Annotated in this window: 21 protein-coding genes; 5 read left to right on the forward strand and 16 right to left on the reverse strand. The window is 67.8% G+C overall.

Annotation, left to right across the window (positions count from 1 at the left end):
- Nucleotides 1–75: 75 nt before the first annotated feature.
- The 5 genes from ABE422_RS08820 to ABE422_RS08840 form a co-directional block, all read right to left on the reverse strand.
- Nucleotides 76–3,201 (reverse strand): efflux RND transporter permease subunit, encoded by a 3,126-nt coding sequence (locus ABE422_RS08820; protein ID WP_313210047.1) that lies wholly within the window; start codon nucleotides 3,199–3,201, stop codon nucleotides 76–78.
- A complete protein-coding gene (locus ABE422_RS08825; RefSeq protein ID WP_313219693.1) occupies nucleotides 3,198–4,286 on the reverse strand; it encodes an efflux RND transporter periplasmic adaptor subunit in 1,089 nt (362 codons plus the stop codon). The genes ABE422_RS08820 and ABE422_RS08825 overlap by 4 nt, the downstream gene beginning before the upstream one ends.
- Nucleotides 4,287–4,534: 248 nt before the next feature.
- Nucleotides 4,535–6,592: a TonB-dependent copper receptor gene (locus tag ABE422_RS08830; RefSeq protein ID WP_346482826.1), complete on the reverse strand. Its 2,058-nt coding sequence runs from the start codon at nucleotides 6,590–6,592 to the stop codon at nucleotides 4,535–4,537.
- A 70-nt stretch (nucleotides 6,593–6,662) separates the two neighbouring features.
- On the reverse strand, nucleotides 6,663–7,187 hold the full coding sequence (locus ABE422_RS08835) for a hypothetical protein (RefSeq protein WP_346482827.1): 525 nt from the start codon (nucleotides 7,185–7,187) through the stop codon (nucleotides 6,663–6,665).
- A gap of 184 nt (nucleotides 7,188–7,371) precedes the next feature.
- The gene (locus tag ABE422_RS08840) at nucleotides 7,372–8,355 is read right to left on the reverse strand and encodes a LysR family transcriptional regulator (RefSeq protein ID WP_313219690.1); all 984 of its coding nucleotides are present in this window, start codon (nucleotides 8,353–8,355) and stop codon (nucleotides 7,372–7,374) included.
- Between the two features lie 240 nt (nucleotides 8,356–8,595).
- Here ABE422_RS08840 and cysK point away from each other — a divergent pair, with 240 nt between their 5' ends.
- Together cysK and ABE422_RS08850 are read left to right on the forward strand one after the other, a co-directional pair.
- Nucleotides 8,596–9,555, forward strand: coding sequence for a cysteine synthase A (gene cysK, locus ABE422_RS08845; RefSeq protein WP_121039348.1), 960 nt, complete (start codon nucleotides 8,596–8,598; stop codon nucleotides 9,553–9,555).
- A 238-nt stretch (nucleotides 9,556–9,793) separates the two neighbouring features.
- Nucleotides 9,794–10,393, forward strand: a complete 600-nt coding sequence (locus ABE422_RS08850; RefSeq protein ID WP_346482828.1) for an O-acetyl-ADP-ribose deacetylase — start codon at nucleotides 9,794–9,796, stop codon at nucleotides 10,391–10,393.
- A 69-nt stretch (nucleotides 10,394–10,462) separates the two neighbouring features.
- Here ABE422_RS08850 and ABE422_RS08855 read toward each other — a convergent pair whose 3' ends face one another.
- The 7 genes from ABE422_RS08855 to gap all read right to left on the reverse strand — a co-directional run bounded on the left by ABE422_RS08855 (nucleotide 10,463) and on the right by gap (nucleotide 20,494).
- Nucleotides 10,463–11,467 carry a class I fructose-bisphosphate aldolase gene (locus tag ABE422_RS08855; protein WP_121039354.1) on the reverse strand — a complete coding sequence of 335 codons (1,005 nt, stop codon included), beginning with the start codon at nucleotides 11,465–11,467 and terminating at the stop codon, nucleotides 10,463–10,465.
- A 152-nt stretch (nucleotides 11,468–11,619) separates the two neighbouring features.
- Complete coding sequence (gene pyk / locus ABE422_RS08860) at nucleotides 11,620–13,086, reverse strand: pyruvate kinase (RefSeq protein WP_123730337.1); 1,467 nt, start codon at nucleotides 13,084–13,086, stop codon at nucleotides 11,620–11,622.
- A gap of 213 nt (nucleotides 13,087–13,299) precedes the next feature.
- Nucleotides 13,300–13,941 carry an HAD-IA family hydrolase gene (locus ABE422_RS08865; RefSeq protein ID WP_313210033.1) on the reverse strand — a complete coding sequence of 214 codons (642 nt, stop codon included), beginning with the start codon at nucleotides 13,939–13,941 and terminating at the stop codon, nucleotides 13,300–13,302.
- Nucleotides 13,938–15,113: a phosphoglycerate kinase gene (locus ABE422_RS08870; RefSeq protein ID WP_313210031.1), complete on the reverse strand. Its 1,176-nt coding sequence runs from the start codon at nucleotides 15,111–15,113 to the stop codon at nucleotides 13,938–13,940. Before ABE422_RS08870 ends, ABE422_RS08865 begins: the two co-directional genes overlap by 4 nt.
- A 159-nt stretch (nucleotides 15,114–15,272) precedes the next feature.
- Nucleotides 15,273–16,634 (reverse strand): DUF3999 domain-containing protein, encoded by a 1,362-nt coding sequence (locus ABE422_RS08875; protein WP_346482829.1) that lies wholly within the window; start codon nucleotides 16,632–16,634, stop codon nucleotides 15,273–15,275.
- Nucleotides 16,631–19,315, reverse strand: coding sequence for a DUF2339 domain-containing protein (locus ABE422_RS08880; RefSeq protein ID WP_346482830.1), 2,685 nt, complete (start codon nucleotides 19,313–19,315; stop codon nucleotides 16,631–16,633). Before ABE422_RS08880 ends, ABE422_RS08875 begins: the two co-directional genes overlap by 4 nt.
- A gap of 177 nt (nucleotides 19,316–19,492) precedes the next feature.
- The gene (gene gap / locus ABE422_RS08885) at nucleotides 19,493–20,494 is read right to left on the reverse strand and encodes a type I glyceraldehyde-3-phosphate dehydrogenase (protein WP_121039371.1); all 1,002 of its coding nucleotides are present in this window, start codon (nucleotides 20,492–20,494) and stop codon (nucleotides 19,493–19,495) included.
- A gap of 200 nt (nucleotides 20,495–20,694) precedes the next feature.
- On the opposite strand from gap, the gene ABE422_RS08890 reads away from it, so the two are divergent.
- Entirely contained in the window at nucleotides 20,695–21,324 is a 630-nt protein-coding gene (locus tag ABE422_RS08890; protein ID WP_265309077.1) for an OmpW family outer membrane protein, read from the forward strand.
- 81 nt (nucleotides 21,325–21,405) lie between these two features.
- On the opposite strand, the gene ABE422_RS08895 is transcribed toward ABE422_RS08890, so the two are convergent.
- A complete protein-coding gene (locus tag ABE422_RS08895; protein ID WP_346482831.1) occupies nucleotides 21,406–22,104 on the reverse strand; it encodes an aspartate/glutamate racemase family protein in 699 nt (232 codons plus the stop codon).
- A gap of 119 nt (nucleotides 22,105–22,223) precedes the next feature.
- Between ABE422_RS08895 and ABE422_RS08900 the strand changes: the two genes are divergently transcribed.
- Both ABE422_RS08900 and ABE422_RS08905 read left to right on the forward strand, forming a co-directional pair.
- Nucleotides 22,224–23,039: a S1/P1 nuclease gene (locus ABE422_RS08900; RefSeq protein WP_346482832.1), complete on the forward strand. Its 816-nt coding sequence runs from the start codon at nucleotides 22,224–22,226 to the stop codon at nucleotides 23,037–23,039.
- Between the two features lie 10 nt (nucleotides 23,040–23,049).
- Nucleotides 23,050–23,862, forward strand: a complete 813-nt coding sequence (locus ABE422_RS08905; protein WP_346482833.1) for an MBL fold metallo-hydrolase — start codon at nucleotides 23,050–23,052, stop codon at nucleotides 23,860–23,862.
- Between the two features lie 33 nt (nucleotides 23,863–23,895).
- On the opposite strand, the gene ABE422_RS08910 is transcribed toward ABE422_RS08905, so the two are convergent.
- From ABE422_RS08910 to ABE422_RS08920, 3 genes are read right to left on the reverse strand one after another with little or no spacing between them, the layout of a single operon-like run.
- Nucleotides 23,896–24,468, reverse strand: a complete 573-nt coding sequence (locus ABE422_RS08910) for a hypothetical protein (RefSeq protein WP_346482834.1) — start codon at nucleotides 24,466–24,468, stop codon at nucleotides 23,896–23,898.
- A complete protein-coding gene (locus ABE422_RS08915) occupies nucleotides 24,465–25,676 on the reverse strand; it encodes a TonB family protein (RefSeq protein ID WP_346482835.1) in 1,212 nt (403 codons plus the stop codon). The genes ABE422_RS08910 and ABE422_RS08915 overlap by 4 nt, the downstream gene beginning before the upstream one ends.
- Nucleotides 25,669–26,034, reverse strand: coding sequence for a BlaI/MecI/CopY family transcriptional regulator (locus ABE422_RS08920; protein WP_313210006.1), 366 nt, complete (start codon nucleotides 26,032–26,034; stop codon nucleotides 25,669–25,671). The genes ABE422_RS08915 and ABE422_RS08920 overlap by 8 nt, the downstream gene beginning before the upstream one ends.
- Between the last annotated feature and the right edge of the window lie 42 nt (nucleotides 26,035–26,076).

Genomic DNA, 26,076 nt, shown 5'->3' on the forward strand with positions numbered 1-26,076 from the left:
GTCGATTCTCCACGATCCGCGCCGGACTGCGTAGTGGCAATTTCGATGAATGGGCGGCAATGCCGCCCATTCGGGTCAGGCATGGCCGCCGACCGAGGGGGTTTCCGCTTCCTGGCGGGCCAGTTCACGCGCCACGGCTTCCGGCGAGCGGGTGTACGGGGCCAGCAGCGAGTAGAACGCCGGCACCACGAACAGCGACAGGAAGGTGGACACGGTCACGCCGAAGATCACCACCACGCCGATCGTGCCGCGGCTGGCCGAACCCGGGCCACCGGCCACCACCAGCGGGATCGCACCGACCACGGTGGCGATGGAGGTCATCAGGATCGGGCGCAGGCGCACCATCGCCGATTCGACGATGGCCTGGTGCACGTTGCGGCCCTCATCGCGCAGCTGGTTGGCGAACTCCACGATCAGGATGCCGTTCTTGGCCGCCAGGCCCACCAGCATCACGATGCCGATCTGGCTGAACAGGTTGATCGTGCCACCACTGACATACAGCCCCAGCAGCGCGCCGAGCACGCCCAGCGGCACGGTGAGCATGATCACCAGCGGGTGGATGAAGCTCTCGAACTGTGCGGCCAGCACCAGGAACACCACCAGCAGGGCCATCGCGAAGGTCAGCAGCACGGCGCTGCCGGCGTTCTGGTACTCGCGCGATTCGCCCTTCCAGCTGATCTGCGCATGCTGTGGCAGCTCCTCGCTGGCCACCTGCTGGGCCCAGGCGATGGCCTCGCCCAGCGGATAGCCCGGGGCCAGGCCGGCGTTGATGGTGATCGAGCGCAGCCGGTTGAAGCGGTTGAGGCTGCCGGCTTCGGCCACTTCGCTGAGCGTGACCAGGTTGGACAGCGGGACCAGTTCGCCGCCACTGGCGCGCACGCGGATCGCGGCCAGATCCGACGGCGAGGCGCGGCCGTCGCGGCCGGCCTGGACCAGCACGTCGTACTCCTCGCCGTTGTCGACGAAGGTGGTGACGCGGCGCGAGCCCATCATGGTTTCCAGCGCGCTGCCGATCGCGGTGACCGATACGCCCAGATCGGCCGCCCGCTGGCGATCGATGTTCACGCGCATCTGCGGGCGGGTTTCCTTGTAATCCGAGTCCGCACCGACCAGGCCAGGGTTGTCGGCCATGCGCAGCAGCATGCGGTCACGCCACTGCGCGATCTCCGCGTACTCCGGGCCACCCAGCACGATCTGGAACGGCTGGCCCTGGCTGCGGACCAGACCACCCCCGACCTGGGTGCGCACGCGCACACCCCGCAGATCATTGAGGTGGGTCTGCAGCTCGGCCGCCACATCCGGGGTGGAGACATCACGTTGGCGCCAGGGCTGCAGGAACACGCTGATGCGGCCGGTGTGCATTTCCTCGCTGGAGCCCCAGCCGCCGGGCACGCGCGGGTTGGCGCGCACGATCGGCTCATCTTCGCCGACGAAGCCGGAGACGATCTTCTCGACCTGCTGGACCTGGCCGACGGTGTAATCGAAGCCGGCACCTTCCGGGCCATCGATCATGATCTGGAAGGAGCCACGGTCTTCGGCCGGGGCCAGCTCGGACGGCAGCACCTTGAGCAGCAGCGCGCTGGCCAGCAGCGACAGGATCATCACCACGATGTAGACCCAGGTGCGGGTCACGTGCGCTTCCAGGAAGCGCCCGTAGGCGGCCGACAGCCGATCCAGGTTGCGGTTGATCAGCCCGTGCAGGCCCTTCGGTGCCTGGCCGGTATGCGGCTTGAGCAGCTTGGAGGCCATCATCGGGGTCAGCGTGAGCGACACGAACGCCGACAGCGCCACCGCCGCGGCCAGCGCCACGGCCAGCTCGCGGAACAGGCGGCCGGTATTGCCTTCCAGGAAGCCGACCGGCAGGAACACCGCGACCAGCACCGCGGTGGTCGCGATCACCGCGAACGCCACCTGGGTGGTGCCGCGTTTGGATGCAACCAGCGGCGGCTCGCCCAGATCGATACGGCGCTGCACGTTCTCCACCACCACGATGGCGTCATCCACCACCAGGCCGATACACAGCACCAGCGCGAGCAGGGTCAGCAGGTTGATCGAGAACCCGAAGGCATACAGCGCGATGAAGGCCGCGATCAGGCAGACCGGCACCGTTACCGCGGGAATCAACGCCGCGCGGAAACTGCCCAGGAACAGCCAGATCACCGCCAGCACCAGCAGCATCGCCTCGACCAGCGTGGCGTAGACGCGATCGACCGCGGCCTCGATGAACGTGGTGTTGTCGAAGGCCACGAAGATGCGGGTGCCTTCGGGCAGCGTGCTGCTGATCCGGTCCGCTTCGGCGCGCGCTTCACGGGCGACATCCAGCGCGTTGGCGGTGGAGGTCTTGACGATGCCCAGGCCGATGTTCGGCTCACCGTTGCTGCGGTAGTACGCGCGGCGTTCGGACGAGGCCAGTTCGATCTTGGCGACATCGCCCATGCGCACGACGTACCCATCGGCGCCCTTGCCCAGCGGAATGCCGGCGAAGTCTTCCGGTTTGACGTAGTTGCGCTCCACGCGCAGGGTGAAATCGCGGTCGGCCGATTCGATGCGGCCGGCCGGCAGTTCCACGTTCTCGTTGCGCAGCGCACTTTCCACATCGCCCACGGTCAGGCCGCGCGCGGCGAGCTGGTCGCGGTCCAGCCAGATCCGCATCGCGTAGCGCTGGCGGCCACCGATACGCACCTGGGCAACGCCATCGAGGCTGGAGAAGCGGTCGACGATGTAGCGGTCGGCGTAGTCGCTCAGCTCCAGCGTATCCATCGAGGTCGAGCTCATGTTGAGCCAGATGATGGGATCGGCGTCGCTCTCGACCTTGGCGATTTCCGGCGGCCGCGCCTCTTCGGGCATGCGGTCGGCAACGCGGCTGACCGCATCGCGCACGTCGTTGGCGGCCGCTTCGATATCGCGGTTGGAGGTGAATTCGATACTGACCTGCGAGCGCCCGTTGGAGCTGCGCGCGTTGATCGTATCGATGCCTTCGATGCCGGCCAGCGCATCTTCCAGCACCTGGGTGATGCGGCTTTCGATGACCGCTGCCGACGCGCCGGTGTAATCGACCGAGACCGAGACGATGGGCGGATCGATCGCAGGCAGTTCGCGCAGGGTCAAGCGTGTGAATGACATGAAGCCCAGCACGACCAGCAGCAGGCTCATCACCACGGCGAAGACCGGCCGCTGGATGGAAACGTCGGAGAGCTTCATCCGGCAGTGTCCGGTTCGGCCGTCGTAGCGGCGGCCGGCGCGATCGGCGCAGCTTCTTCGGCCTGGATCTTCAGGCCCGGGCGCAGCTTGCCGGTGCCGTCCACCACGATGCGGTCGCCGGCGGCGAGCCCCTCACGGATTTCGACCACGCCGCTGCGGCGCGCGCCGGCGGTGATGTCAACGCGCTCCACGACCTGGTCCGGCGTGACCCGGAACACGTAGGAATCGCGCCCGACCTGCACCACCGCGATTTCAGGGATGACCAGCGCCTGGCGCTCGGGGCGGAACATGCGCACATCCAGCAGCATGCCCGGGCGCAGTGCGTGATCGGCATTGATGAAATCCGCGCGCACGGTGACCGCACGCGTGCCCGGATCCACGCGGGTATCGATGGTAGCGACCTGGCCTTCGAAGTTGCGGCCCGGATACGCCACGCTGGTCGCGTTGACCTTGTCACCGGTGCTCAGCGAAGCCAGCTCGGCTTCGGGCACCTGGAAGTCCACGTGCATGCGCTCGATGTCATCCAGGGTGGTGATCGCGGTGCTGGGGGTGACCAGCGAACCGGCGCTGACCTGACGGATGCCCAGCACGCCGGCGAACGGCGCGCGTACCCGGCGGTCGCCGATGTCGGACTGCATTTCGCGCACGCGGGCGTCAGCGGCATCGCGGATGGCGCGCTGCGTGTCCAGCGTGGAGCTGGCCACCAGCTGCTGGGCAGCGAGTTCGCGCTGGCGCTTGTACAGCTGGTCGGCTTCCAGGAACGTGGCCTGGGCCTGCAGCAGCGCAGCTTCCTGGGCTTGCCCGCGCAGGGTCACCAGCGGCGTGCCGGCACTGACCTGCTGGCCACTTTCGAAGTGCACCGTCTCGATGATTTCGCTGACCTTGGCGGTGACCGTCACCGACTCGCGCGCCTTGGCCGTGCCCAGGGCCTGCAGCGTGTCGCTCCATGCCGAAGCCTTCACCACCTGGGTGGTGACCGGTACGGCGTCTGCCTGCCGGCGAGCGGCCTCGTCTTTGCTGCCACACCCAGCCAAAGCGACCAAGGCGATGCCAGCGGCGAAGCGCGCTGCGATGCGTCCCAACATGTAATGCAATCCCGGTTGTTTCTCGACCGCCGAGTGTATAGAGGGGTCGAGCCGGGGCATATGTGCCAAGCGTTTACTGGCCTCTTCACATCTGCCGGTGACGGGCGAAGGCCTTTCCGTGCTGGGGCCTGCGCAGGATGTATCGCCATGTATCGACGCATGTCGAAGTGCGCGGCACGCGCCGGGGTGTCGGCCCCGGCGGCAGCGGGCGCCGGGCGGGCGAGATGTCCCCCGCCCGGCCAACGTGCTCAGTACCGATAATTCACTTTCAGCCAGGCGGTGCGGCCGGGTTCGTTGATACGCACCGGATCGGCCGGGAAGCCGAAATCGGCGCTGCCGGCCAGGTTCAGATGCTCGCTGTAGGCGCGGTCGAACAGGTTGTCCACGCCTGCACTGACCAGGAGCGCCTCGTTGACCCGGTAGCTGGCATTCACGGCCAGGGTGGCGAAGCCGGCGCTGGGGCCGAGATCGCGGGCGACCACGTTGCCCTGCCCCGCCGCGACCCGGCCCTGACGCGAGACCGCGCGTGCCAGCGCCCCCACGGTCCAGCGCTCGCGTTCCCATACGGTGCTGAGCCGGGCTTCCAGCGGCGGCATCTGCGGCAGCGCGCGGCCATCACTGCGGTTCTCGCCCCAGGCATAGGCCAGCGTGCCGCCGAGTTTCCACTGCTGCGCCAGCTGCCACTCCACGCCCGCCTCGGCGCCGGCAATGCGCGCATCGACATTGCTGGCCTGGCTGGTGCTGCCCATCATGCCGCCGTCGCGGTAGGTGAACAGGATGTAGTCCTGGATGCGCCCGGCATACGCCGAGACCCAGGCGTTGAGGCGATCAGTGCGGTACTGCAGACCCAGATCGAGCTGGGTGGTTTTTTCCGGCTGCACACCGGTGAAGGCGTTGACCGCGCCGGCCGGGCCGAGCGTCGGCGAGAACAGTTCCCAGTAGTCGGGCATGCGCTCGCTATGACCGATACCGGCGTACCAGGTCAGTGCGGGGGCGATATCGCGCTCGAACCGGACAAAACCGCTGCCGAGATTCTCGCGCCGGGTCTGCCCGGCAGTCGGATTCGGCATCGCCATCATGCCGCTGGTGGCGCGCTCGTCCTTCACCTCGGCACGGTCCATGCGCAGGCCACCCACCCAGCGCTGGGCAGTGCCCTCGCCCAGGGTGATCTCCGTGAACGCCCCCAGATTCCCGAAGCGCGCATCGGTGCGCCACGGCTGCTCCCGGTACGTGTTGCGCCCCATGGCATTGCGGCTGCGGTGACGGCTGTCCTGCGCGTCCACGCCGGCCACGATGGCGATGTCCTGCCAGCGCCATTCCGATGCGATGCGGCCCCCGGTGGTGCGACGGTCGACATTGGAGCCCATCGGCATCGGCATGCTGCTGGCCGGGTTCGGCGTGCGCAGCGTGTAGTTGTCCATCACGTGGTCGGCGTCGTTGTAGTACAGGTTCGCCTGCAGCCGGTCCCATGCACCCGGCAGATTGTCCTTTTCGAAGCGCGCAGCGTAGCTGGTGCGCCTGAACGAGGCGCCATCCATGCCGCGACCGGCGTAGCGCGCGATCGCATCGCCGGTGCCGGCCGACAGCTCCAGCACGGTATCGGCATCGGGCGTCCAGCCGACGGCGACATCGCTGTTCCACTTGCGCCACCTGGAGGGCACTACATCCCCGTTGCCGTCCTTGTAGTCCTCCGATTCGGAGCGGTTGCCGTTGACCCGCACATAGCCCGGCGAAGCGCCGGCGGTGAGATCCAGCACCTGGTCGTTGCGGTTGCGCGAGCCGACCAGCGCGCTGGCGTTGATATCCACGCCCGGCTGATCGAAACGCGGGGTATCGCGCTCGAAGCGCACCGTGCCGGCCGAGGCACCGGCACCCCAGCGCACGCTCTGCGGCCCCTTGATGATGGTCAGCCGATCGAAGGTTTCCGGGGCGATGTAGGACAGCGGGTTGTCCATGCGCGAGGGGCAGGCACCGATCAGATTGCCTTCGTTGCTGACGATGTTCAGGCGCGAACCGAACATGCCACGCAGCACCGGATCGCCGTTGGTGCCGCCGTTGCGGATCGCCGAGAAGCCGGGAACCGTCTTCAGATAGTCAGCGCCATCGCTGGCCGGCACCGGCTGCCGCGGCAGGCGCGGATCGGTGACCCAGTGCAGCGGCGAGGAGGGCGCGGTGGCGGTGACCACCAGCGTATCGAGCGTACGGGCGTCGTCGTTGGCGGCATGCAGCGGCAGCGCGACCAGGGCCAGCGACAGGGAAACAGACAGGCGCGTCAGTGCGCCCGCGCTGCGGGAAGAAACAGTCATGGTGGAACTCCAGAAAAGCACGCAGGCACGCGCCGCCATCACGGCGACACGGGCAGAAAGGGCGGTGGTCTCAGGAGAGCGCGGGGGGGCCGCGTGCGGCGTGGGCCGGCCAGCGCAGGCTGCGGGGCGTGGGCACCGCGCGCAGCACCCGCGGGGCAATGACCGGCATCGCCGGCAGCAGCAGGATCAGTACCGCCAGCCACGGCATCAGCCGCGAGGCCATCATGCAGTACTCGCAGGCATCGCCATGCCCGGCATGCTCGCTCATCGGTGGCGACGATGCGGGGGTGTCGTGGGCGCTTGGCAGGGCGTGCATCGGCATGGGCTGCATCGCCATGTCATGGTGCGCCATGTCGTGCTGCTGCATGCCGTGGTGGTGCACGTCGCGCTGCGCGATGTCGTGCTGCATGTCGTGCCCGGCGTGGGCATCGGGCGGCACGGGCATCGCGTGGGTCATGCCGGTCGGCATCAGCATCACCGGCGCCTCGGCATGCGCCTGTTGCCAGCGGCTGACCAGCGGCGCCAGCGCCATCAGCAACGTCGCCACGAAGGCAAGCTGCAGAAAGACGGCATACGGGCGACGGCGGACGTTCACCCTGTCATGGTAGCGCCCGAGCGTTGGCCGGCCGACCCGAAGCCCTGCGACCAACCGTCGCAGCGGCCCTTTCGAAGCGCCCACCGACCCCCTCAACCGCTCTGGAGAAAAGCCCCCTTCTGTTGAAGGGGGCGCGCCAACGGCGCGGGGTAGAGGGGGAATGCGCGGGCAGCCATCACCGTCGCTAGACGGTGATGGTCTGCGTCAGCGATTCCCACGTCGGCGGCAGCGGCCAGTTGGCTTCCTGGTTGCCGTCGATCACCCGGCGCAGGTCGCGGGTATCGATCTGCGGGGCGAGCACGTGCACCAGCTCCAGCGCGTAATCGCGCAGCACGCGGTCACGCGGCAGCACCGCCCAGGCGATGCACTCGTCGATCGGCGTCGGGGCCGGCCAGGACCGCAGGTCTTCATCGCTGGCGTTGACCGCCATTTCGGCCAGCAGGCCCACGCCCAGGCCGGTGCGCACATACGTCTTGATCAGGTCCGCATCGAGGGCGGTCAAGGCGATGTCCGGGGTCAGCCCGGCGCTGGCGAAGGCGCGCTGCAGCGAGGAGCTGCCGCGGGTGGAGGATTCGTAGCTGATCAGCGGGTGGCTGGCGAGCGCCTGCAGGTCCGGCGCGGCGCCCGGGCGGTCCAGCGCGTGCCCGCGCGGCACCAGCACCAGCCGACGCCAGCGGTACAGCGGAATGGCCAGGCCGGCAGTGGGTTCACCGCCGGCGGTGCTGATGATGGCGATGTCCGCGTCGCCCTGGCTGAGCAGGTCCAGCGCGTCGCTTTCAGCAGCCTGCTGCAGATGCACGCTGACCTGCGGGTAGGCCTGCTTGATCCGCGCCACCGCCGGCGGCAGCACGAAGCGCGCCTGGGTATGGGTGGTGGTGAGCACCAGCTGGCCCTGGCTTTCACGGCGCTGGTTGGCGGCATACGTGCGGATGTTGTTGGCCTCGCCAAGCACGGCGCGGGCGCGGCCGATCACTTCCACGCCGGCCGGGGTCACCGCTTCCAGGCTGCGACCCTTACGCACGAACAGGAGAAAGCCGAGTTCATCCTCCAGCTGCTTGAGCTGCTTGGACAGGCCGGGCTGGGTGGCGTGCACACGGGACGCCGCCAGCGTGATGTTCAGCTCGGCGTCGGCGATGGCGACCAGGTAGCGAAGTTGGGTCAGCGTCATGGGCGGGCGATACGGCGCATGGAGAGGGGGCCATCCGACTGTAGGGCAAATGCCGTCACCAGCTTATAACCAAACGTTGTTTAAGAAGGTAATCAGGTCATTTCGCGCGGTCATATGCCAGCGGTACGGTCTGACCGACCCCGGCCCGGCCGCGCGCGGGCGCCTTGCGCCGCCACCGGCCCGACCCTTTCCCCCTGCCGCACGGCCCCCGGGCGGCAACGACTTCTCCGGAGCATCCCCATGGCCCTGTACGACTCCATCCTGGACACCATCGGCAACACCCCGGTGGTGCGCCTGCACCGTCTCGCCCCCGAGCACGTCACCCTGTATGCCAAGGTCGAGTCGTTCAACCCCGGCGGCTCGGTCAAGGACCGACTGGCGCTGGCGATCATTCTCGACGCCGAAGCCAAGGGCCTGCTCAAGCCCGGCGATACCATCGTGGAAGCGACCTCGGGCAACACCGGCGTGGCGCTGGCGATGGTGGCCGCCGCGCGCGGCTACAAGTTCGTGGCCACGATGGTGGAGACCTTCTCGATCGAGCGCCGCAAGCTCATGCGCGCCTATGGCGCCAAGGTGATCCTGACCCCGGCCGCCGAGCGCGGCTCGGGCATGGTGCGCCGGGCGAAGGAACTGGCCGAGGAACATGGCTGGTTCCTGGCCAGCCAGTTCGCGAACCCGGCCAATCCTGCGTATCACCGCAACACCACCGCACCGGAAATCCTGCGCGACTTCGCCGGCAAGCGGCTGGACTACTTCGTCACGGGCTGGGGCACCGGCGGCACCCTGACCGGCGTCGGCGAGGTGCTCAAGGTGGCCCGCCCGGAGACGCGCATCGTTGCCACCGAGCCGGAAGGCGCCGCCCTGCTCAAAGGCGATGAGTGGAAGCCGCACAAGATCCAGGGCTGGACCCCGGACTTCGTGCCGGAGGTCCTCAACCGCGGTGTCTACGATGAACTGCTGACCATCGACGACGCCCGCGCGATCGAGACCTCGCGCCGGCTGGCGGCCGAGGAAGGCATCTTCGTCGGCATCTCGGCCGGTGCCACGGTCGCCAGCGCGCTGGACATCGCCGCCAAGGCCGCACCCGGCGCGGTGATCCTGGCGATGCTGCCCGACACCGGCGAGCGCTACTTCTCCACCCCGCTGTTTGCCGATATCAACGAAGGCTCCGACGACGACTGGCTGGCCGGTCTGCCCTGATCTGCCCGTTGGTCCGTAGGAACGAAGCGCCCGCCCACATCGGCGGGCGTTTTGCATGGGGCGCTTCATCTGCGGTGAAGCGATCCGGCGGCATCGTGTGAAGGTCAGCCAGCGCTCGGGCGGGTCGCACTGCCTGAGACGACGATGACGCAGCCTAGATGTCCTGCCGGGTAACGTGCAGGTCAGGCACGTCATTCCGTTGTATGGACCCGGTAACAGTCAGTAAGGAGCGGTACGCATGAAGATCGAAGTGTGGCAGGGCGACATCACGACCCTGGCGGTGGATGCGATCGTCAATGCGGCCAACGAATCCCTGCTCGGCGGTGGTGGCGTGGACGGCGCGATCCATCGTGCGGCCGGCCCTCAGCTGCTGGAGGCCTGTAGCGCCCTGCCGGAGATCCGCCCGGGCATGCGCTGCCCGACCGGCGAAGTGCGCGAGACGCCAGCGTTCGAGCTGCCGGCGAAGCATGTGTTCCACACCGTCGGCCCGGTCTGGCAGGACGGTCTGCGCGACGAGCCGGCGCTGCTGGCCAACTGCTACTGGAAATCGCTGCAACTGGCCGAAAAACTGGATCTGGAATCGATCGCCTTCCCGGCGATCAGCTGCGGCGTGTTCGGCTATCCGCTGCACCAGGCCGCGCACATCGCCGCCACCGAGACCCTGACGTGGCAGCGCTCGCATCGCCAGCCGCGCCGGATCATCCTGGTGGCGTACAACGCGGCGACGTACAAGGCCTACCAGTCGGCGCTGGCCGCGCTGGGGCAGCCGGTCGAGCCGTCAACCTCGGCGATCTTCGCGCCGCTGGCGCTCGGGTTGCCGCCGGCGGCGGCGCACTGAGCAAACCACCGCGCAAACAAAAACGCCGGCACAAGGCCGGCGTTTTCGTTGAGGCTGGTCAGGCGTGAATCAGCCGTTCCACTTGCCCAGGGCAGCCTGGCCGTTTTCCTTGGCGCGATCGAAGATCGTCTGCTGCGCCTTGGCAACGTTCGCCTTGGTGTCCTTGGCCCACAGCTTCAACGCAGCCTGCTGCATGGCGCGGCCGTAGGAGAAGCTCAGCGGCCACGGCAGGTTGCCCATCTGGTTCATGGCATTCAGATGCGCGGTGGACTGCTCATCGCTCTGGCCACCGGACAGGAACACCACGCCCGGCAGGATCGCCGGCACGGTGCTCTTGAGGCACATCACGGTCGACTCGGCCACTTCCTCGACGTCGGCCTGCTCTTCGCAGCCCTTGCCGGAGATGACCATCGAGGCCTTCAGGATGGTGCCTTCCAGCAGCACGTTCTGCTGGTACAGCGCGTCGAACAGCGAACGCAGGGTGGCTTCGGTGACTTCGTAGCAGGTCTCGATGTCGTGGTCGCCGTCCATGATCACTTCCGGCTCGACCATCGGCACCAGGCCGCATTCCTGGCACAGCGCCGCATAACGGGCCAGCGCGTGGGCGTTGGACTCGATGCAGGTGCCCGACGGGATGCTTTCACCGATGTTGATGACTGCACGCCACTTGGCGAAGCGCGCACCCAGCTTGTAGTACTCCTGCAGGCGCTCGCGCAGGCCATCCAGGCCTTCGGTGACCAGCTCGCCCGGGCAGCCGGCCAGGGCATGGGCGCCCTTGTCGACCTTGATGCCCGGGATGATGCCCTGGGCCGCCATGTACTTGGCGAACGGGACGCCATCCTTGGTGGACTGACGGATGGTCTCGTCGTACAGGATCGCGCCGGAGATGTGCTCGTTCAGCTTGGGCGTGGTGAGCAGCAGTTCGCGGTAGGCGCGACGGTTCTCCTCGGTGTTCTCCAGGCCCACGCTGGCGAAGCGCTTGCCGATGGTGCCGGTGGATTCGTCGATCGCGATGATGCCCTTGCCCGGGGCGACCATGGCCTGTGCGGTTTCAGCCAGCTGTTCGATGCTCATGTACTTCCTGTGGCGGGTGCGGGAAAACCCCAATTATAGACCCCGCCTCCCGTGAACTGACCGTCCACGGAATCTGGAAACGATTCCATCTGAAACGACGAACCCGCGCGGCCGTGAGGCCACGCGGGTCCGGGTCTTGCGGGGTGGGTCGGTTAGAGTTCGCCCAGGCCGCTCGCACGGCCGTCTTCGCCCACTTCCAGCAGGCGCAGCGTGTTGGTGGCGCCATGGGTTTCCATGTGCTCACCGCTGGTGAAGACGACGCGGTCGCCGCTCTGCAGCTGGTTCGCTTCGAACAGCAGGCGGATGCTGCCGCGCGCGGCTTCGCGTGGGGTCAGGCCGCGGCTGTCGAAGTTGATCGGGAACACATCGCGCATCAGCGCCATCTGGCGGCGGGCGCCGTCATGGCGGGTCACCGCGAACACCGGTGCCGAGGCACGGAAGCGCGACAGGTAACGCGCGGTGCCACCGGATTCGGTCATCGCCACGATCGCGCGCACGCCCACGTGCTGGGACAGGAACATGGTGGCCATGGCGATCGCCTGGTCGGCACGTTCCAGGTTGCGCGGCGAGGCGCCGAAGTCGGTCTCGGTCTGGAACTGGCGTTCGGCACCGAGGCAGATACGCGCCATCGCTTCGACCGCCTTGACCGGGTACATGCCAGCGGCGGTTTCGGCCGAGAGCATCACCGCATCGGTACCGTCGATGACCGAGTTGGCCACGTCCAGCACTTCGGCGCGGGTCGGGATCGGGCTTTCGACCATCGACTGCAGCATCTGGGTGGCGGTGATCACCACCTTGTTCTGCGCCAGCGAGGCCTTGATGATCTTCTTCTGCAGGCCCGGCAGTTCGGCATCGCCGATTTCCACGCCCAGATCGCCACGCGCGACCATGACCACGTCACTGGCGTCGACGATCTCTTCGAGGTTCTCGATCGCTTCGGTGCGCTCGATCTTGGAGACCAGCGCGGCGTAGCAGCCGTGCGACTCGGCGATCTCGCGCGCGTCGTTCATGTCCTGCGCGTTGCGGCAGAAGGAGACGGCGATGAAATCCACGCCGATCTTGGCCACGATGCCGATCAGTTCTTTGTCGCGCTCGGTCAGCGCGCCCAGCGACAGGCCACCGCCCTGCTTGTTCAGGCCCTTGCGGTCGGACAGCACGCCATCGTTGAGCACCGTGTTGATGATGCGCTCGCCCTGCACTTCGATCACCTGCAGCTGCATCAGGCCATCGTCGAGCAGCAGCACGTCACCGGCCACCACGTCCTGCGGCAGACCGAGGTAGCTCACGCCGACCTGGGTGGTGTCCCCCGGCGGCGGGGTGGCCGAGGCGACCAGGTCGAAGCGGTCGCCCGCCTTGAGCTTGATCTTGCCTTCGGCGAAACGCTCGATACGGATCTTCGGGCCCGGCAGATCGGCCAGGATGCCCACTTCCACGCCCACGCGGGCGGCGGCGGCGCGCACATCGGCAGCGCGCTTGGCCTGGCCAGAGGGGTCACCGTGACTGAAGTTGAGGCGAACCACGTTCACGCCGGCGCGGAAGAGATCCTCCAGCACGCCCGGCGGGTCGGTCGCCGGTCCGAGGGTGGCAAGGATCTTGGTGCGACGCTGACGCTCAATCATGGTTAATGGGCTCCCGTTAAAGGAGTGAAATTAGCACACCCATCACGTCCCATGAATACGATTACACCGCTGGCACGCTTGGGTTTCGCCGTTGTCCTGCAGACAGCCCGAGACGACCGCGCGGACAGTCGTTTGACCGCCCGGCGGCCAGCGCCAATCGCGGCGGGGCTTTGCGCAGGACATGCGGCGGCGTACGGATCGCCGCCGCGCCCCTCAATCGATCAGGGTGAGCAGGTCGTCCGGTGCCTGCGCGAGGTGCGCCGCCCCGGCCGCCGTGAGCTCTTCGGCACCGCCGAAGCCCCACAACACGCCGATATTGCGCAGTCCGTGATGACGCGCCCCTTCGATATCCATGCGCCGGTCGCCGATCATCCAGCACTGCGCCGGGGTCAGCGACAGCCGGCGCAGGGCCTCGGCCACCAGCTGCGGCTTCTCGCTGCGGCTGCCATCCGGGGTGGCCCCGATCACGTCCTCGAAGCAGTCGCCGAACGGCAGGTGCTCGACGATGCGACGCGCGTGCGGCTCGTTCTTGGCGGTGACGATCGCCAGCCGATGGCCGCGATCCTTCAAGGTCTGCACGACCTGGCCGATCCGCGGGTAGACCTCATGCTCGCGCCAGCCGATCACGTCGAAGCGCTCGCGGTAATACGTCACCGCCTGTTCGACGTCGGCTGGATCGTTGAACAACGGCGCGAAACTGGTGCGCAGCGACGGCCCGATCCAGCGCCGCAGCTCGGCCTGCGGCGGGACCGGTTGGCCCATCTGCGTGAGCGCATGCGCCACGCACCCGGTGATCCCGACGGCCGAATCGATCAGCGTGCCGTCGAGATCGAAGAACAGCACATCGCGGCTCACGAGCCGCGGGCCTCCAGCGCGGCGACGGCCGGCAGGGTCTTGCCTTCCAGGAACTCCAGGAACGCGCCGCCACCGGTGGAGATGTAGCTCACCTGGCCCGCGATGTCGTACTTGTCGACCGCGGCCAGGGTGTCGCCGCCCCCGGCGATCGAGAACGCCGGCGAGGCCGCGATGGCACGGGCCAGCGCTTCGGTGCCATGGCTGAAGGCTTCGAATTCGAACACGCCGACCGGGCCGTTCCAGACCACGGTGCCGGCCTTGGCGATCAGGCCAGCGTAGTGCTGGGCCGTCTCCGGGCCGATATCCAGGATCAGGTCATCCTCGGCCACGTCGGCGACAGCCTTCACCGTGGCTTCGGCGTCCGGCAGGAACTGCTTGGCCACGACCACGTCGGTCGGCAGCGGGATGTCCGCGCCACGCGCCTTGGCATCGGCCACGATCTTCTTCGCGGTGTCCAGCAGGTCCGGCTCATACAGCGACTTGCCGACCGAGTAACCGGCCGCCGCGATGAAGGTGTTGGCGATGCCACCGCCGACGATCAGCTGGTCGACCTTGCCGACCAGGCTGGAGAGCAGTTCGAGCTTGGTGCTGACCTTGCTGCCGGCCACGATCGCCAGCAGCGGCTGGGCGGGCGCGAGCAGCGCCTTGGCCAGCGCGTCCAGTTCGGCCATCAGCAGCGGACCGCCAGCGGCGACCGGAGCGAAGCGGATCACGCCGTGGGTGGAGGCCTGCGCGCGGTGCGCGGTGCCGAAGGCATCCATGACGAACACATCGCACAGCGCGGCGTACTTCTTCGCCAGCGCTTCATCGTCCTTGCCTTCGCCGACATTCATGCGGCAGTTTTCCAGCAGCACGATGGAACCGGGCGCGACGTCCACGCCATCGACCCAATCACGCACCAGCGGCACCTCGACCCCCAGCAGCTGCGACAGGCGCAGCGCCACCGGGGCCAGCGAGTCGGCTTCACTCCACACGCCTTCCTTCGGACGTCCCAGGTGCGAGGTCACCATCACGGCGGCGCCCTTCTCCAGCGCCAGCTTCAGCGTCGGCAGCGAGGCGGTGATGCGCTGCTCGGAGGTGATCTGGCCGTTGTCGATCGGCACGTTCAGATCCTGGCGGATCAGCACGCGCTTGCCGGAGAGATCGAGGTCGGTCATGCGAACGATGGACATAAGCAACTCTTTGGCTCTGAAGAAGGAAGGGCGCCGTGCGGCGCAGACGATCATTGTCCCGGCTGCGCGGGTGCATCGCAAATCCATGACCGGGACGGAGGTAGGCGGCGACCGTTGGTCGTCGCACGCGGACATGCCGTACCGACCAACGGTCGGTACCTACCCGTTCCGGTTTGGCTGACGCAGCAGGCTGACCGCGAACCCGCCGACGATCAGCACGCCGATCACCAGCAGCGCCCACAGCAGCCACTGTTTCCAGTCGCGCTGCGGGGCCACTGCGGCATCGCCGGCGAGCACTTCCGGTGCACCCTGCACGGTGGCCTGTGCCGGCTGCCACTGCGCGCCATGCTGTTCGCGCAGTTGGGCGATCACGGTGGCGACCGGCGCGTCCTGGCGCTCGGCGCGCACGCTGCCGGCGGCCACCGCATACGGCGGCTCGCCCTGGCTGAGGAACACCAGCGTTTCGGGCTGGTAACCGAGCTTGAGCGTTGGCGCCGGCATCGACTGCGGCTGGCCCGCGATCAGTTTCCAGTAACGGTCGCGCGTGCTGCGCGTCAGCGGCTGGGTCTGCGATTGGCGACGGTCGGCGGCGTCCTGCAGCTGGTAGGCCACCCACGGGCCGGCGCGCACCTGCCACGGCTGATCGGCATCGTCGCGGCTCAACAGCGTCCACTGCACCACGCTGTTGTCGGCGGTGGCGATATCGGCCTGCGCGATCGGGAAGCGCCCGTCCAGCTGATACTCGAATTCACCGGGCTTGCCAGCGGTACCGGTCAGCGACTGCCAGCGCCACGCGATCGCCTGCGCGGTCGGCGCCAGCTCGGCCTGCACCGTGGACAGCGCCGGCAAGGCATCGGCGCCGATCGGCAGAATGCGGAAGTACTTGGCCTGGCGCGCGATCTCGATGCGGCGCTGCTGCAGCCGGCGACCTTCGTGCTGCAGATCCACCAGCGGCACGTCGTCGGCGATGCGCAGCCAATCGCGCAGATCGTTGCTCATCTCCACGCGCACGCGCGCCTGCAGTGGCGACTGTGTCTGCCAGTCCAGGCGCAGCGCCTGCACGCCGGTGTTCAGCGCGCTGGCGTCGATCAGCCAGCCGGCCGGTTGCCCGGCCGCGCCACCGCGCCCCAGCCGCGCTTCCACCCGGCGCACGCTGCCGTCGGTATTGCGCTCGGTCAGCAGCTGCAGATCGTCGCCAGAGGTGCCGGCCATCGGCGGCAATGGGAACCATGACAGCGTCTGCCATTGCGGGGCCTGCGCCAGTGGCTGGTCGGCCGCCAGCAGGGCCGAGGGCAGTGCCTGACCTTGTGCATTGAACACCTGCACATCGCCCAGGCGTGGCGACACCGCGGTGCGGTAGACGCCATCGTCGAGCGTCAGCCGGTAGGCACCGGCCTGTGGCTGCGCGAGCTGCAGCGGCCACTGCTGGCGATAGGCCTGGCGGTCATCGGCGGCCTGGGCCTGGGCCAGCGCTGGAAGCGCCAGCGCGGTGAGGAGGATCAGCGGGCGAAAGGTCGTCAAGACTGCGGCTCCACGGCGGGGTCCGGCGCGCGCGGCGGCGCCGGTGCCAGATAGCCCACGACCGTGCACAGCAGGCCGTAAGCAATGAAAGAAGAAATGCCCAGCAGGTTGCCCAGGTGCTGGCGGTCGATCAGCACCAGCTTGGCCAGCACCACGCCCATCAACACCGCACCGACCAGCCACAGCACGCGTTGCCCGCGGCGCGAGCCCCACACCCAGCTGATCACGCCGAGCACGCTCCACACCACGGTCAGGCTGGTCTGGGCCAAGGTCGAGGACCACAAGTGTTCGTTCCACGGCACCCCGCCCCAGTGATGCACGGCGTGCAGGGTGATGCTGGTCAGGGCGACAAAGCCGGCAATCGCCAGCACCGGTATGCGCATCGCACGCAGGCCCTCCGGCGCCTGCGTGGACCACAGCCAGCGCGCGGCGAGTACCAGAACAGCGAGCTGCGCCAGTTCCACGGGGTTGAGCAGCGGCAGCCACGGCAGCGGTGCAGCGCCGGCCGGGGCCAGCAACAGGCCCGCCCAGCTCACGCCAAGCACCGCGAACAACGTGCCCTGCAGCGGCGTACGCATCGGATCGAAACGTTCGCCGAGCGGCACCGTCAGCCAGCGCCAGCGCAACAGCGCCACCGCGGTGACGAGCAGCCACGGCAGCAGCATCAGGGCCAGGCCCCACCCCTGTGCCAGCGCGAAACGGTCGGCCAGCCACAGGCAGGCCAGCGACACCACGCACGGCCACAGCAACCACCACAGGAACTGCGCCGCCAGCGACGTGCGGTCGTCGCCCGCGCGCAGACACCACAGGCTGCGCACGCCCAGCAGCGCGAACACCGCCCAGGCCAGCGCGCCATACCCGGCGAACGGTTGGTCGTGCACGTCCGCCTGCCACAGCGCCAACGGGAACGCGGCCAGCACCATCGCCAGCGTGGTGAGCACCAGGGCGCGTGCCGGCCAGCGTCGATGCATCTCGGCGGCCAGCCAACCGGTGACGGCCGCGGCGATCAGCAGTGCATCCGGTTCGCTGCGGTGCGCGACGAAGCGCAGGATCTCGTGGGTGCCACTGCCCAGCCACCACAGCAGGCCCCACAGGTAGTAGACGATGGCCGGTGCGTCGCGCTGCGCACGGCGATAGCTGAAGGCCGCGGCGAAACCGGCCAGCGCCAGCAGCAGGCCGCTCATGAAGGTCGGGTTGGCGATGGCCGTGGCATCGAGATGCCAGTAGTCCGCGCCGACCACGAAGCCGAACGCGGCGCCCAGGGTCAGCAGCGCACCGGCGATCTGCGGCAGCCAGCGCTGCTGGCGCAGGCCCAGCCAGGCCAAGGCGGCCCCTTCCAGCGCGAACACGCTGGCGGTGGCCCGTGCGGACAGCGCCAGCGGCACCGCCAACGTGGCAAAGCCCACTGCGAGCACCGCATGCGACTGGCCCAGCGCGGCATAGCGCTCGCGCTTGATCAGCACCCACGCCAGCCCCGCATACAACGCGGCCAGTGCCAGCGAGCACAACGCCAGCAGCAGGCGGTCGTCCTGCAGCAGGCCGGCCTGCAGTGAGAACGCGATCAGCGGCGTGCCGAACACCAGGCTGCCATCGATCAGGTCCCGCTTGCCCGCGCTCTGCCGACGCGCATAGAGGATCGGAATCAGCAGGTAGAAGGCGAAGAACAGCAGCAGGAACGGCTCGGTGCTGGCGAACTTGTCCGCGCTGTACTGGAGCACGCCCCAGGCCGTACCGATGCCGAAGGTGAAGGCAAAGCCGAGCAGGTTCAGCGCGCGCCACGGTCGCCACCAGGCAATCGCCAGGATCGCCGCATTGAGCACCGCGTAATACGAGAACAGCGCGACATGGTTGCCGCTGCCGGTGGACAGCCATATCGGCGCCATGAAGCCGGCCAGGATGCCGAGCACGGCCAACGTGCGCGAGTTCTGCACCACCGCCAGCACGCCCATGCCGGCGATCAGCAGCACGCTGAGCGCGAACGCCGGCACGGCGGGAATCAGGTCGTAGCGCTTGAACGCGGCGAAGATGGTCAGCAGCAGGACGCCGATCGCCCCGCCCTGCAGCGCCAGCGCGAACAGGCGCCGGGTATCGCGCTGCACCCAGCCGAACACCAGCCCGGCCAGCGCCGCCAGCGCGATGGCGGCCAGGCGCAGCTCGATCGGGGCGTTCAACCAGCCCTGGTCGCTGGCGTACTTGAGCAGCGCGGCCACACCGGCCAGCAGCACCAGCATGCCGATCTTGACGGGCACGTTGCCTTCGGTGAACCACTGTTTGAGGGTGCCGACGATGCGCTCGCCGATACCCGGGCCCTGCGGTTCAACCGGCACCACCGGCGGCGCGGGCCTGGGGGGAATCGACGCCGAGGACGGCAGCGGGGGCGGCATGGCGGCCGCCGCTGCGGGTGCAGCCGTGGTATCCGCGGTCTCGACCGGCGGTTTAACCCCGGACTGCATGCCGACGTCCAGCGGCGCGGCCACGGTGTCGACGGATTGGATATCCGTCCAGCGCAGCGGCCGTTCGGGTTCGGCTGGCACCGGCGTGGCGTCCCAGGCCGAACCTGCCGCGCGTTGCTCCAGCGCGGCCACGCGGCGGCGCAGGCCGGCGATCATCACCAGCGCCACGATCAGCAGCAGCGGGATCGCCAGCAGTACCAGCACCAGCAGGACAATCAGAGCTTCCATTCCAGGCCATCCTCAAGAGGTCGCCCCGGCTGCACCCGGCAGGCGCAGTGCCGGGGCACGCGGGCCATGCTAAAGGATCGGCGGCACACGCGGGATCAAGGCCTGGCGGGCGCCCCTGAAACGACAGACCCCGGCACGGGGCCGGGGTCTGTGGAATGACGCAGGGGCAGCGCTGGCTTACGCCGCGACGACCTTGACCATTTCCAGGCACTTGTTGGAGTAGCCCCATTCGTTGTCGTACCACGACACCAGCTTGACGAAGGTGCTGTCCAGCGCGATGCCGGCATCGGCGTCGAACACCGAGGTGTGGGTTTCACCGCGGAAATCGGTCGCCACGACCTTGTCTTCGGTGTAGCCCAGGATGCCCTTAAGCGCGCCTTCGCTCTGCGCCTTCACTTCAGCGCAGATCTCGGCGTAGGTGGCTTCCTTTTCCAGCTCGACGGTCAGATCGACCACCGACACGTCCGAGGTCGGCACGCGGAAGCTCATGCCGGTCAGCTTCTTGTTCAATTCCGGGATCACCACGCCGACGGCCTTGGCCGCACCGGTGGAGGACGGAATGATGTTTTCCAGGATGCCACGGCCACCGCGCCAATCCTTGTTGGACGGGCCATCGACGGTCTTCTGGGTGGCGGTCGCGGCGTGCACGGTGGTCATCAGGCCACGCTTGATGCCCCACTTGTCGTTGATGACCTTGGCCAGCGGGGCCAGGCAATTGGTGGTGCACGACGCGTTGGAGACGATCGCCTGGCCGGCGTAGGTCTTGTCGTTCACGCCGAACACGAACATCGGGGTGTCGTCCTTCGACGGTGCCGACAGGATCACCTTCTTGGCGCCCGCGTCGATGTGCTTCTGCGCGGTTTCCTTGGTCAGGAACAGGCCGGTGGATTCGATGACGACGTCCACGCCGACCTCGTCCCACTTCAGGTTGGCCGGATCGCGTTCCTGGGTCAGGCGGATCTTCTTGCCGTTGACCAGCAGGTCGTTGCCGGAGACTTCCACGTCGGCCTTGAAGCGGCCATGCACGGAGTCGTACTTCAGCATGTACGCCAGGTAGTCCGGCTCCAGCAGATCGTTGATGGCGACGATTTCGATGTCATTGCCGAAGTTCAGCACGGCCGAGCGCAGCACGTTGCGCCCGATGCGACCGAAACCGTTGATGCCAACCTTGATTGCCATGTTCACAAGCTCCTGCAGCCGCGACGGTGCGGCGCCGATGGAAAGGGGTGTTCATTCTAGCAGGGCCGGAACCGGCCCGGCCCGGGGAAGACGAATGGGAACCGGTTACAACGGTAAATACCCGGATTGATCCGGATCAAGGCGCACAGCGGCGCAGGCGGGAAAACTGGCGCCATTCCCACCCGCCACGAGACCGTCTCATGCGCAAGACCTCCCCCCTCCTGCTCTCCAGCCTGGCCGCCGCCCTGGCGCTGGCCGCCGCCCCCGCCATGGCCCAGTCCAAGGGTGACTGGACGATCGGTGCCGGCGTGCACCAGGTCGCCCCGAAGTCCAACAACGGCTCGCTGGCCGGCGGCACGCTGAAGGTCGATGTCGACAACGACATCAAGCCGACCATCACCGGGGAGTACTTCATCGCCGACAACCTGGGCATCGAGCTGCTGGCCGCGCTGCCGTTCAAGCACGACATCAACATCGCCGGCCTGGGCAACGTGGGCAGCACCAAGCACCTGCCGCCGGTGGTGTCGCTGCAGTATCACTTCAACAGCAAGGGCAAGGTGTCCCCGTTCCTGGGCGCCGGCATCAACTACACCACCTTCTTCAGCGAGAAGACCGGCGGCGCGCTGGCCGGCAGCAAGCTGAAGATGGAAGACTCCTGGGGCCTGGCCGCCCATGCGGGCCTGGATTTCGCGATCAACGACAAGGGCTCGCTGCGCGTTGATGTGCGCTGGATGGACATCGACAGCAAGGTCAAGCTCGATGGCGAAAAGATCGGCACCGTCAATATCGACCCGCTCGCCTACGGCGTGTCCTACGTGTTCAAGTTCTGATCGGCGGATCAGGACTGACAAGCGCAACACCCCTCGCAGCAAGACAGTTTCCCCGGCTTCGGCCGGGGTTTTTTTTGGGGCTCATTCGGCCAACAGATGCCGCCCCGCTGCCTGCGCATGCAGCGTCGTCGTATCGAACACCGGCACCGTTGCATCCTGCGCGCCGACCAGCAGCATGATCTCCGTACAGCCCAGGATGATGCCCTGTGCACCGCGGTCCACCAGTCGCTGCATCGCCGCCCGGTAGGTCTCGCGCGACGCCGGCAGCACCTGCCCCTGCACCAGCTCGTCATAGATGATCCGATGCACCGCCGCGCGGTCATCGGCCTCGGGAATCAGCACCTGCAGGCCATGCGCCTGGGTGAGCCGGCCCGTGTAGAAATCCTGCTCCATGGTGAACGCGGTGCCCAGCAACCCCACCCGTTGCAGCCCGGCGGCCTTGATCGCCGCTGCCGTGGGATCGGCAATGTGCAGCAGCGGAATCGCGATCGCCGCCTGCACCGCGTCGGCCAGGCGGTGCATCGTGTTGGTGCAGATCACGATGGCCGTCGCACCCGCACCCTGCAGGCGCTGGGCCGCATCGATCATCCGCTCGGTGGCGGTGTCCCAGTCGCCGGCATGCTGCAGCGCCTCGATCTCAGCGAAATCGAACGACCACAGCAGGATCCGGCCCGAGTGCAGGCCGCCCAAGGTGTCGCGCACCTGCGCGTTGATCAGCCGGTAGTAGTGGGCCGAGCTTTCCCAGCTCATGCCGCCGATCAGGCCAACGATGTGGGCCATGGGAACCTCCGGATTCCGCCCGATGCGGGCACCCGGCGAGACTAGCCCACGCCGCCGGATGCTGCAGCCGGCCAGATCCCGGCAAGCCCGCGCGCGGCCAGCCCGCTAGAATGCCGCGGATGAAAATGCCTTCCCTGCTCCCGGCCACCGCCCTCGCGCTGGCCCTCACCTTCGTTTCCACCGATGCCCTGGCCTGGGGCGCACAGGGCCACCGCCTGGTGGCGCGGATCGCCGAGACCCGGCTGACCCCGCAGACCCAGGCCGAGGTTGACCGTCTGCTCGCCGCCGAGCCGGACCCGACACTGCACGCCATCGCCCCTTGGGCCGATCAGCTGCGCGCCAAGGATCCGGACCTGGGCAAGCGCTCGGCCGGCTGGCACTACGTCAACATCGGCGAAGACGATTGCCACTATGAAGTCCAGAAGCACTGCAAGAACGGCAACTGCGTGGTCGAGGCGCTGAAGGCGCAGACCGCGATCCTTGGCGACCGCAGCAAGTCCGATGCAGAGCGCGCGCAGGCGCTGAAGTTCGTGGTGCATTTCGCCGGCGACATCCACCAGCCGATGCATGCCGGCTACGGCCACGACAAGGGTGGCAACGATTTCCAGGTGCAGTTCAACAACCGCGGTACCAACCTGCACTCGCTGTGGGACAGCGGCATGCTGAATGAGCAGACGCTGGATGACGACCAGTACCTCAAGCGCCTCCTCGCCCTGCCCAAGCCCGCATTCGGCAAGCGCTCCAACATCACTGTCGACGCCGCGCAGTGGGCCGAAGCCAGCTGCCGGATCGCCATTGCACCTGGCGTTTACCCGGACAAGCGTACGCTGGGCCCCAGCTATGCGGCGACCTACCGCCCGGTCGCCGAGCGCGAGCTGCGCCTGGCCGGCGAACGCCTGGCGGTGCTGCTCAACGACACCCTGGGCAAGCGCTGAGGTCAGTACCATGTCATTGCACGTCGCCAGTTTCTTCCACCCGGACAGCCACACCTTCAGCTACGTGGTGCATGACCCGGCGACGTTGCAGGCGGCGGTGATCGATCCCGTGCTGGATTACGACCCGGACACCGATGCCCTCGGCGCCGGGCCGCTGCAGCCGTTGCTTGCGCATGTGCGCGGGCACGGCCTGCAGGTGCGTTGGCTGCTGGACACCCATGCCCACGCCGACCATGTCAGTGCCGGGCGCTGGCTGAAATCCCAGTGGCCGGACGCGACGCTGGCGATGGGCCAGGGCATCGTGCAGGTGCAGCGCACCTTCGCACCGCGTTACGCGCTGGATGTGCCGACCGACGGGTCGCAGTTCGATCATCTGTTCGCCGATGGCGAGCGCTTCACGCTCGGTGATATCGACGCCGAAGTGATCGCAGTGCCGGGCCACACCAGCGACAGCGTCGCCTATCGGATCGGCGATGCGCTGTTCACCGGCGACTCGCTGTTCATGCCCGACGGCGGCACCGCACGCTGCGACTTCCCGGGCGGTGACGCGGCGCAGCTGTACCGTTCGATCCAGCGGCTGCTTTCGTTGCCCGATGCAACCCGTGTGTTCATCTGTCACGACTACGGCCCCGGTGGCCGCAAGATCGCCAACCAGACCACGATCGGCGAGCAGCGCGCGCACAACATCCACCTGCATGACGGCATCAGCGAAGCCGAGTTCGTCGCCACGCGCCAAGCGCGCGATGCCACGCTGGCCGAACCGACGCTGATGGAGCCTTCGGTGAAGGCGAACATACAGGGCGGCCCCGCTCGCGGCGGATAGGCATCGCGCCGCGTGGTGAGGCGCACTGCTTCCCTACCTCGCCCGCGTCCCGCTGTGCACGGTCGCCTTGCCTTTCACGATTTCGAAGGTGAAGGCATACAGCAGGCTGACCGGGACAGGCTCGATGCGCGTGGCATCCTTGCAATCGCCCCGATTGGCTGGAATCTTCTCCTCCGCGAAGTGACACACGGCTGCGGGTACGTACTGCCAGACCGCCACCGCATCCTGCGCGGACTGCAACAACGGCGCATTCTCAGGGGCATTGCCAGCGGCGCATTCGTCACGGTCCTGCACCGGCAGACTTCGCTCCACGCGGCCCTGCGCATCGATGACCAACTGCAGACAGACCGTCGTGGGCGCAAGCTCACTGCGCGGATCGCGATCGCCCAGCACGGGGTCCGGGCCGGCATTGAGTTGCGGCATCCGGTAGCCTTCGGCAGCCTTCAGCTGGTAGCTCGCCACCTGCGCAGTCCCCGTGCCGTTGGCCGGATCCAAGCGCTGATGGCCCACATTCTCCGCCCGCGTGTCCACTGACGTAAGCGTCTCATGGGTGGCACAGCCGGCCATCAACAGCGCCGCCAGTGCGGGGACGTAAGGCTGCCTCATGGTGTTGGCACCTCGTCATCCATGGCGTAGGTGACCGGAATCTTCAGCGCCGAGGCCACGGCCTTGCCGTTTCTGATCGCCGGTTCGAAGGTCCATTGCTTCGCCGCAGCCACCGTCGCCTCATCGAACACACCGGCCGGAGTCGCCTCCAGCACGCGTACGTTGGTCGCCTTGCCTTCGGCGTCGACGTCCACCCGCACCACGACCTTGCCGACGATGCTCTGCTCGAAGGCGATCTTCGGGTATGACGGCGGCGGCATCTTGTGGGCGATGGCATTGCGATCGGCCAGCACTGCGCCCTGGCCGATCCCGCTGGCGGGGACGCCGCCACTGCCCTGACTCGCCCACGCCACCGTGCAAAGCCCGACACACAGCCCGACCACCAGCACCTGCCCGGTCATCCACGGCAATGCCTTCCGCTTGTGTTCCTTCAACATGGCAATACGCTCCTTCAACATCGGTTGGCTGCGCCAGTGGCAGGCCATCGGGGCAACCGGGTGGACCAACTGCGCCTTGAGCAGCGCGTTGGCGTAGAGCCGGCGCAGCGCCGGATGCGGATCGACCGTGCGCGCGTCGCAGGCCAGTTCCTGGTCACGCAGGAAGCGGCGCGCCGCCCACGGCAGCAACGGGTGGAACCAGAACACGCAGCGCAGCAGGGCCAACGCAGCGTTTGCCCAGGGATCGCCATGACGGCGATGGCTGTGTTCGTGACGCAGGATCAGGTCCTGCTCGGCGGGGCTGAAGCGCTGCTCGAAGTCCGGGCCCACCACGATCCGCGGCCGCCACAACCCGACCAGCGCCGGCAGACCCGGATCGCCACTGGCCTGCCAGCTGCCATCCTGCCGCGGCTGCAGGGCGCCCAGGGCCTGCGCGAAGCGGCGCTGCGCGCGCCAACTGATGCCGGCCATCGCCACCGCGCCCAGCAGCCACACCGTCAACAGCAGCAGTGGCCACTGCGAGGCATCGTGAGGCACGGCAGGCGCGCGCAGCGCCGAGGCCATGACCATCACCGGGGCGGTCTCGGTGATCGTCAGCGGCGGCACCGGCAGGGACGGGACAACCAGCATCAGCGGCAGCAACCACCAGCTGCGGTAGGCCAGCGCTGCGCCCCCCAGCCGCAGCAGCAGAGGCCTGGCGGCGGCCAATACCAGCGTCGCCACCGACAGCCATACGCTGGCCTGCAGCAGCCCATCGAGCAGGTCAGTCATGGTCCAGCGCCTGGATGAGTTGCTTCAGTTCGGCGATGTCCTGCGCGCTGAGCTCCCCGCGCTGGCTGAAATGCGCCACCAGCGGCGCGACGCGGCCGTCGAACACGCGCTCCAGGAAGCCCTCGCTCTGCTCGGCCACCCAGGCCTGCCGTTGCAGCACGGGCGAGTACAGATAGCGACGCCCCTCGCGGCTGGCACTGACCGCCCCCTTGGTCAGCAGCCGGTTGAGCAGGGTCTTGATGGTGGGCTCGGCCCAGTCACGGCTGGCCAGCGCGGCCACCACATCATCAGCGCCCAGCGGATGGTGGCGCCACAGCACCTCCATCACCACGGCTTCGGCTTCACTGATCTGGCTCATCATTTACATCCGTAATCGACGATTCGATTACGCCCGTAATCA

It is taken from the genome of Stenotrophomonas sp. TWI1151, assembly GCF_039673135.1.
Classification (GTDB): domain Bacteria; phylum Pseudomonadota; class Gammaproteobacteria; order Xanthomonadales; family Xanthomonadaceae; genus Stenotrophomonas.

Excerpts from the sequence above, each read along its gene's own strand:
- ABE422_RS08880 (WP_346482830.1), bottom strand. The coding sequence starts at position 19,315 with ATGGAAGCTCTGATTGTCCTGCTGGTGCTGGTACTGCTGGCGATCCCG.
- cysK (WP_121039348.1), top strand. The coding sequence starts at position 8,596 with ATGGCCCTGTACGACTCCATCCTGGACACCATCGGCAACACCCCGGTG.
- ABE422_RS08915 (WP_346482835.1), bottom strand. The coding sequence starts at position 25,676 with ATGACTGACCTGCTCGATGGGCTGCTGCAGGCCAGCGTATGGCTGTCG.
- ABE422_RS08855 (WP_121039354.1), bottom strand. The coding sequence starts at position 11,467 with ATGAGCATCGAACAGCTGGCTGAAACCGCACAGGCCATGGTCGCCCCG.
- ABE422_RS08870 (WP_313210031.1), bottom strand. The coding sequence starts at position 15,113 with ATGTCCATCGTTCGCATGACCGACCTCGATCTCTCCGGCAAGCGCGTG.
- gap (WP_121039371.1), bottom strand. The coding sequence starts at position 20,494 with ATGGCAATCAAGGTTGGCATCAACGGTTTCGGTCGCATCGGGCGCAAC.
- ABE422_RS08900 (WP_346482832.1), top strand. The coding sequence starts at position 22,224 with ATGAAAATGCCTTCCCTGCTCCCGGCCACCGCCCTCGCGCTGGCCCTC.
- ABE422_RS08905 (WP_346482833.1), top strand. The coding sequence starts at position 23,050 with ATGTCATTGCACGTCGCCAGTTTCTTCCACCCGGACAGCCACACCTTC.
- ABE422_RS08825 (WP_313219693.1), bottom strand. The coding sequence starts at position 4,286 with ATGTTGGGACGCATCGCAGCGCGCTTCGCCGCTGGCATCGCCTTGGTC.
- ABE422_RS08890 (WP_265309077.1), top strand. The coding sequence starts at position 20,695 with ATGCGCAAGACCTCCCCCCTCCTGCTCTCCAGCCTGGCCGCCGCCCTG.
- ABE422_RS08840 (WP_313219690.1), bottom strand. The coding sequence starts at position 8,355 with ATGACGCTGACCCAACTTCGCTACCTGGTCGCCATCGCCGACGCCGAG.
- ABE422_RS08895 (WP_346482831.1), bottom strand. The coding sequence starts at position 22,104 with ATGGCCCACATCGTTGGCCTGATCGGCGGCATGAGCTGGGAAAGCTCG.
- ABE422_RS08910 (WP_346482834.1), bottom strand. The coding sequence starts at position 24,468 with ATGAGGCAGCCTTACGTCCCCGCACTGGCGGCGCTGTTGATGGCCGGC.
- ABE422_RS08920 (WP_313210006.1), bottom strand. The coding sequence starts at position 26,034 with ATGAGCCAGATCAGTGAAGCCGAAGCCGTGGTGATGGAGGTGCTGTGG.
- ABE422_RS08830 (WP_346482826.1), bottom strand. The coding sequence starts at position 6,592 with ATGACTGTTTCTTCCCGCAGCGCGGGCGCACTGACGCGCCTGTCTGTT.
- ABE422_RS08820 (WP_313210047.1), bottom strand. The coding sequence starts at position 3,201 with ATGAAGCTCTCCGACGTTTCCATCCAGCGGCCGGTCTTCGCCGTGGTG.
- pyk (WP_123730337.1), bottom strand. The coding sequence starts at position 13,086 with ATGATTGAGCGTCAGCGTCGCACCAAGATCCTTGCCACCCTCGGACCG.
- ABE422_RS08850 (WP_346482828.1), top strand. The coding sequence starts at position 9,794 with ATGAAGATCGAAGTGTGGCAGGGCGACATCACGACCCTGGCGGTGGAT.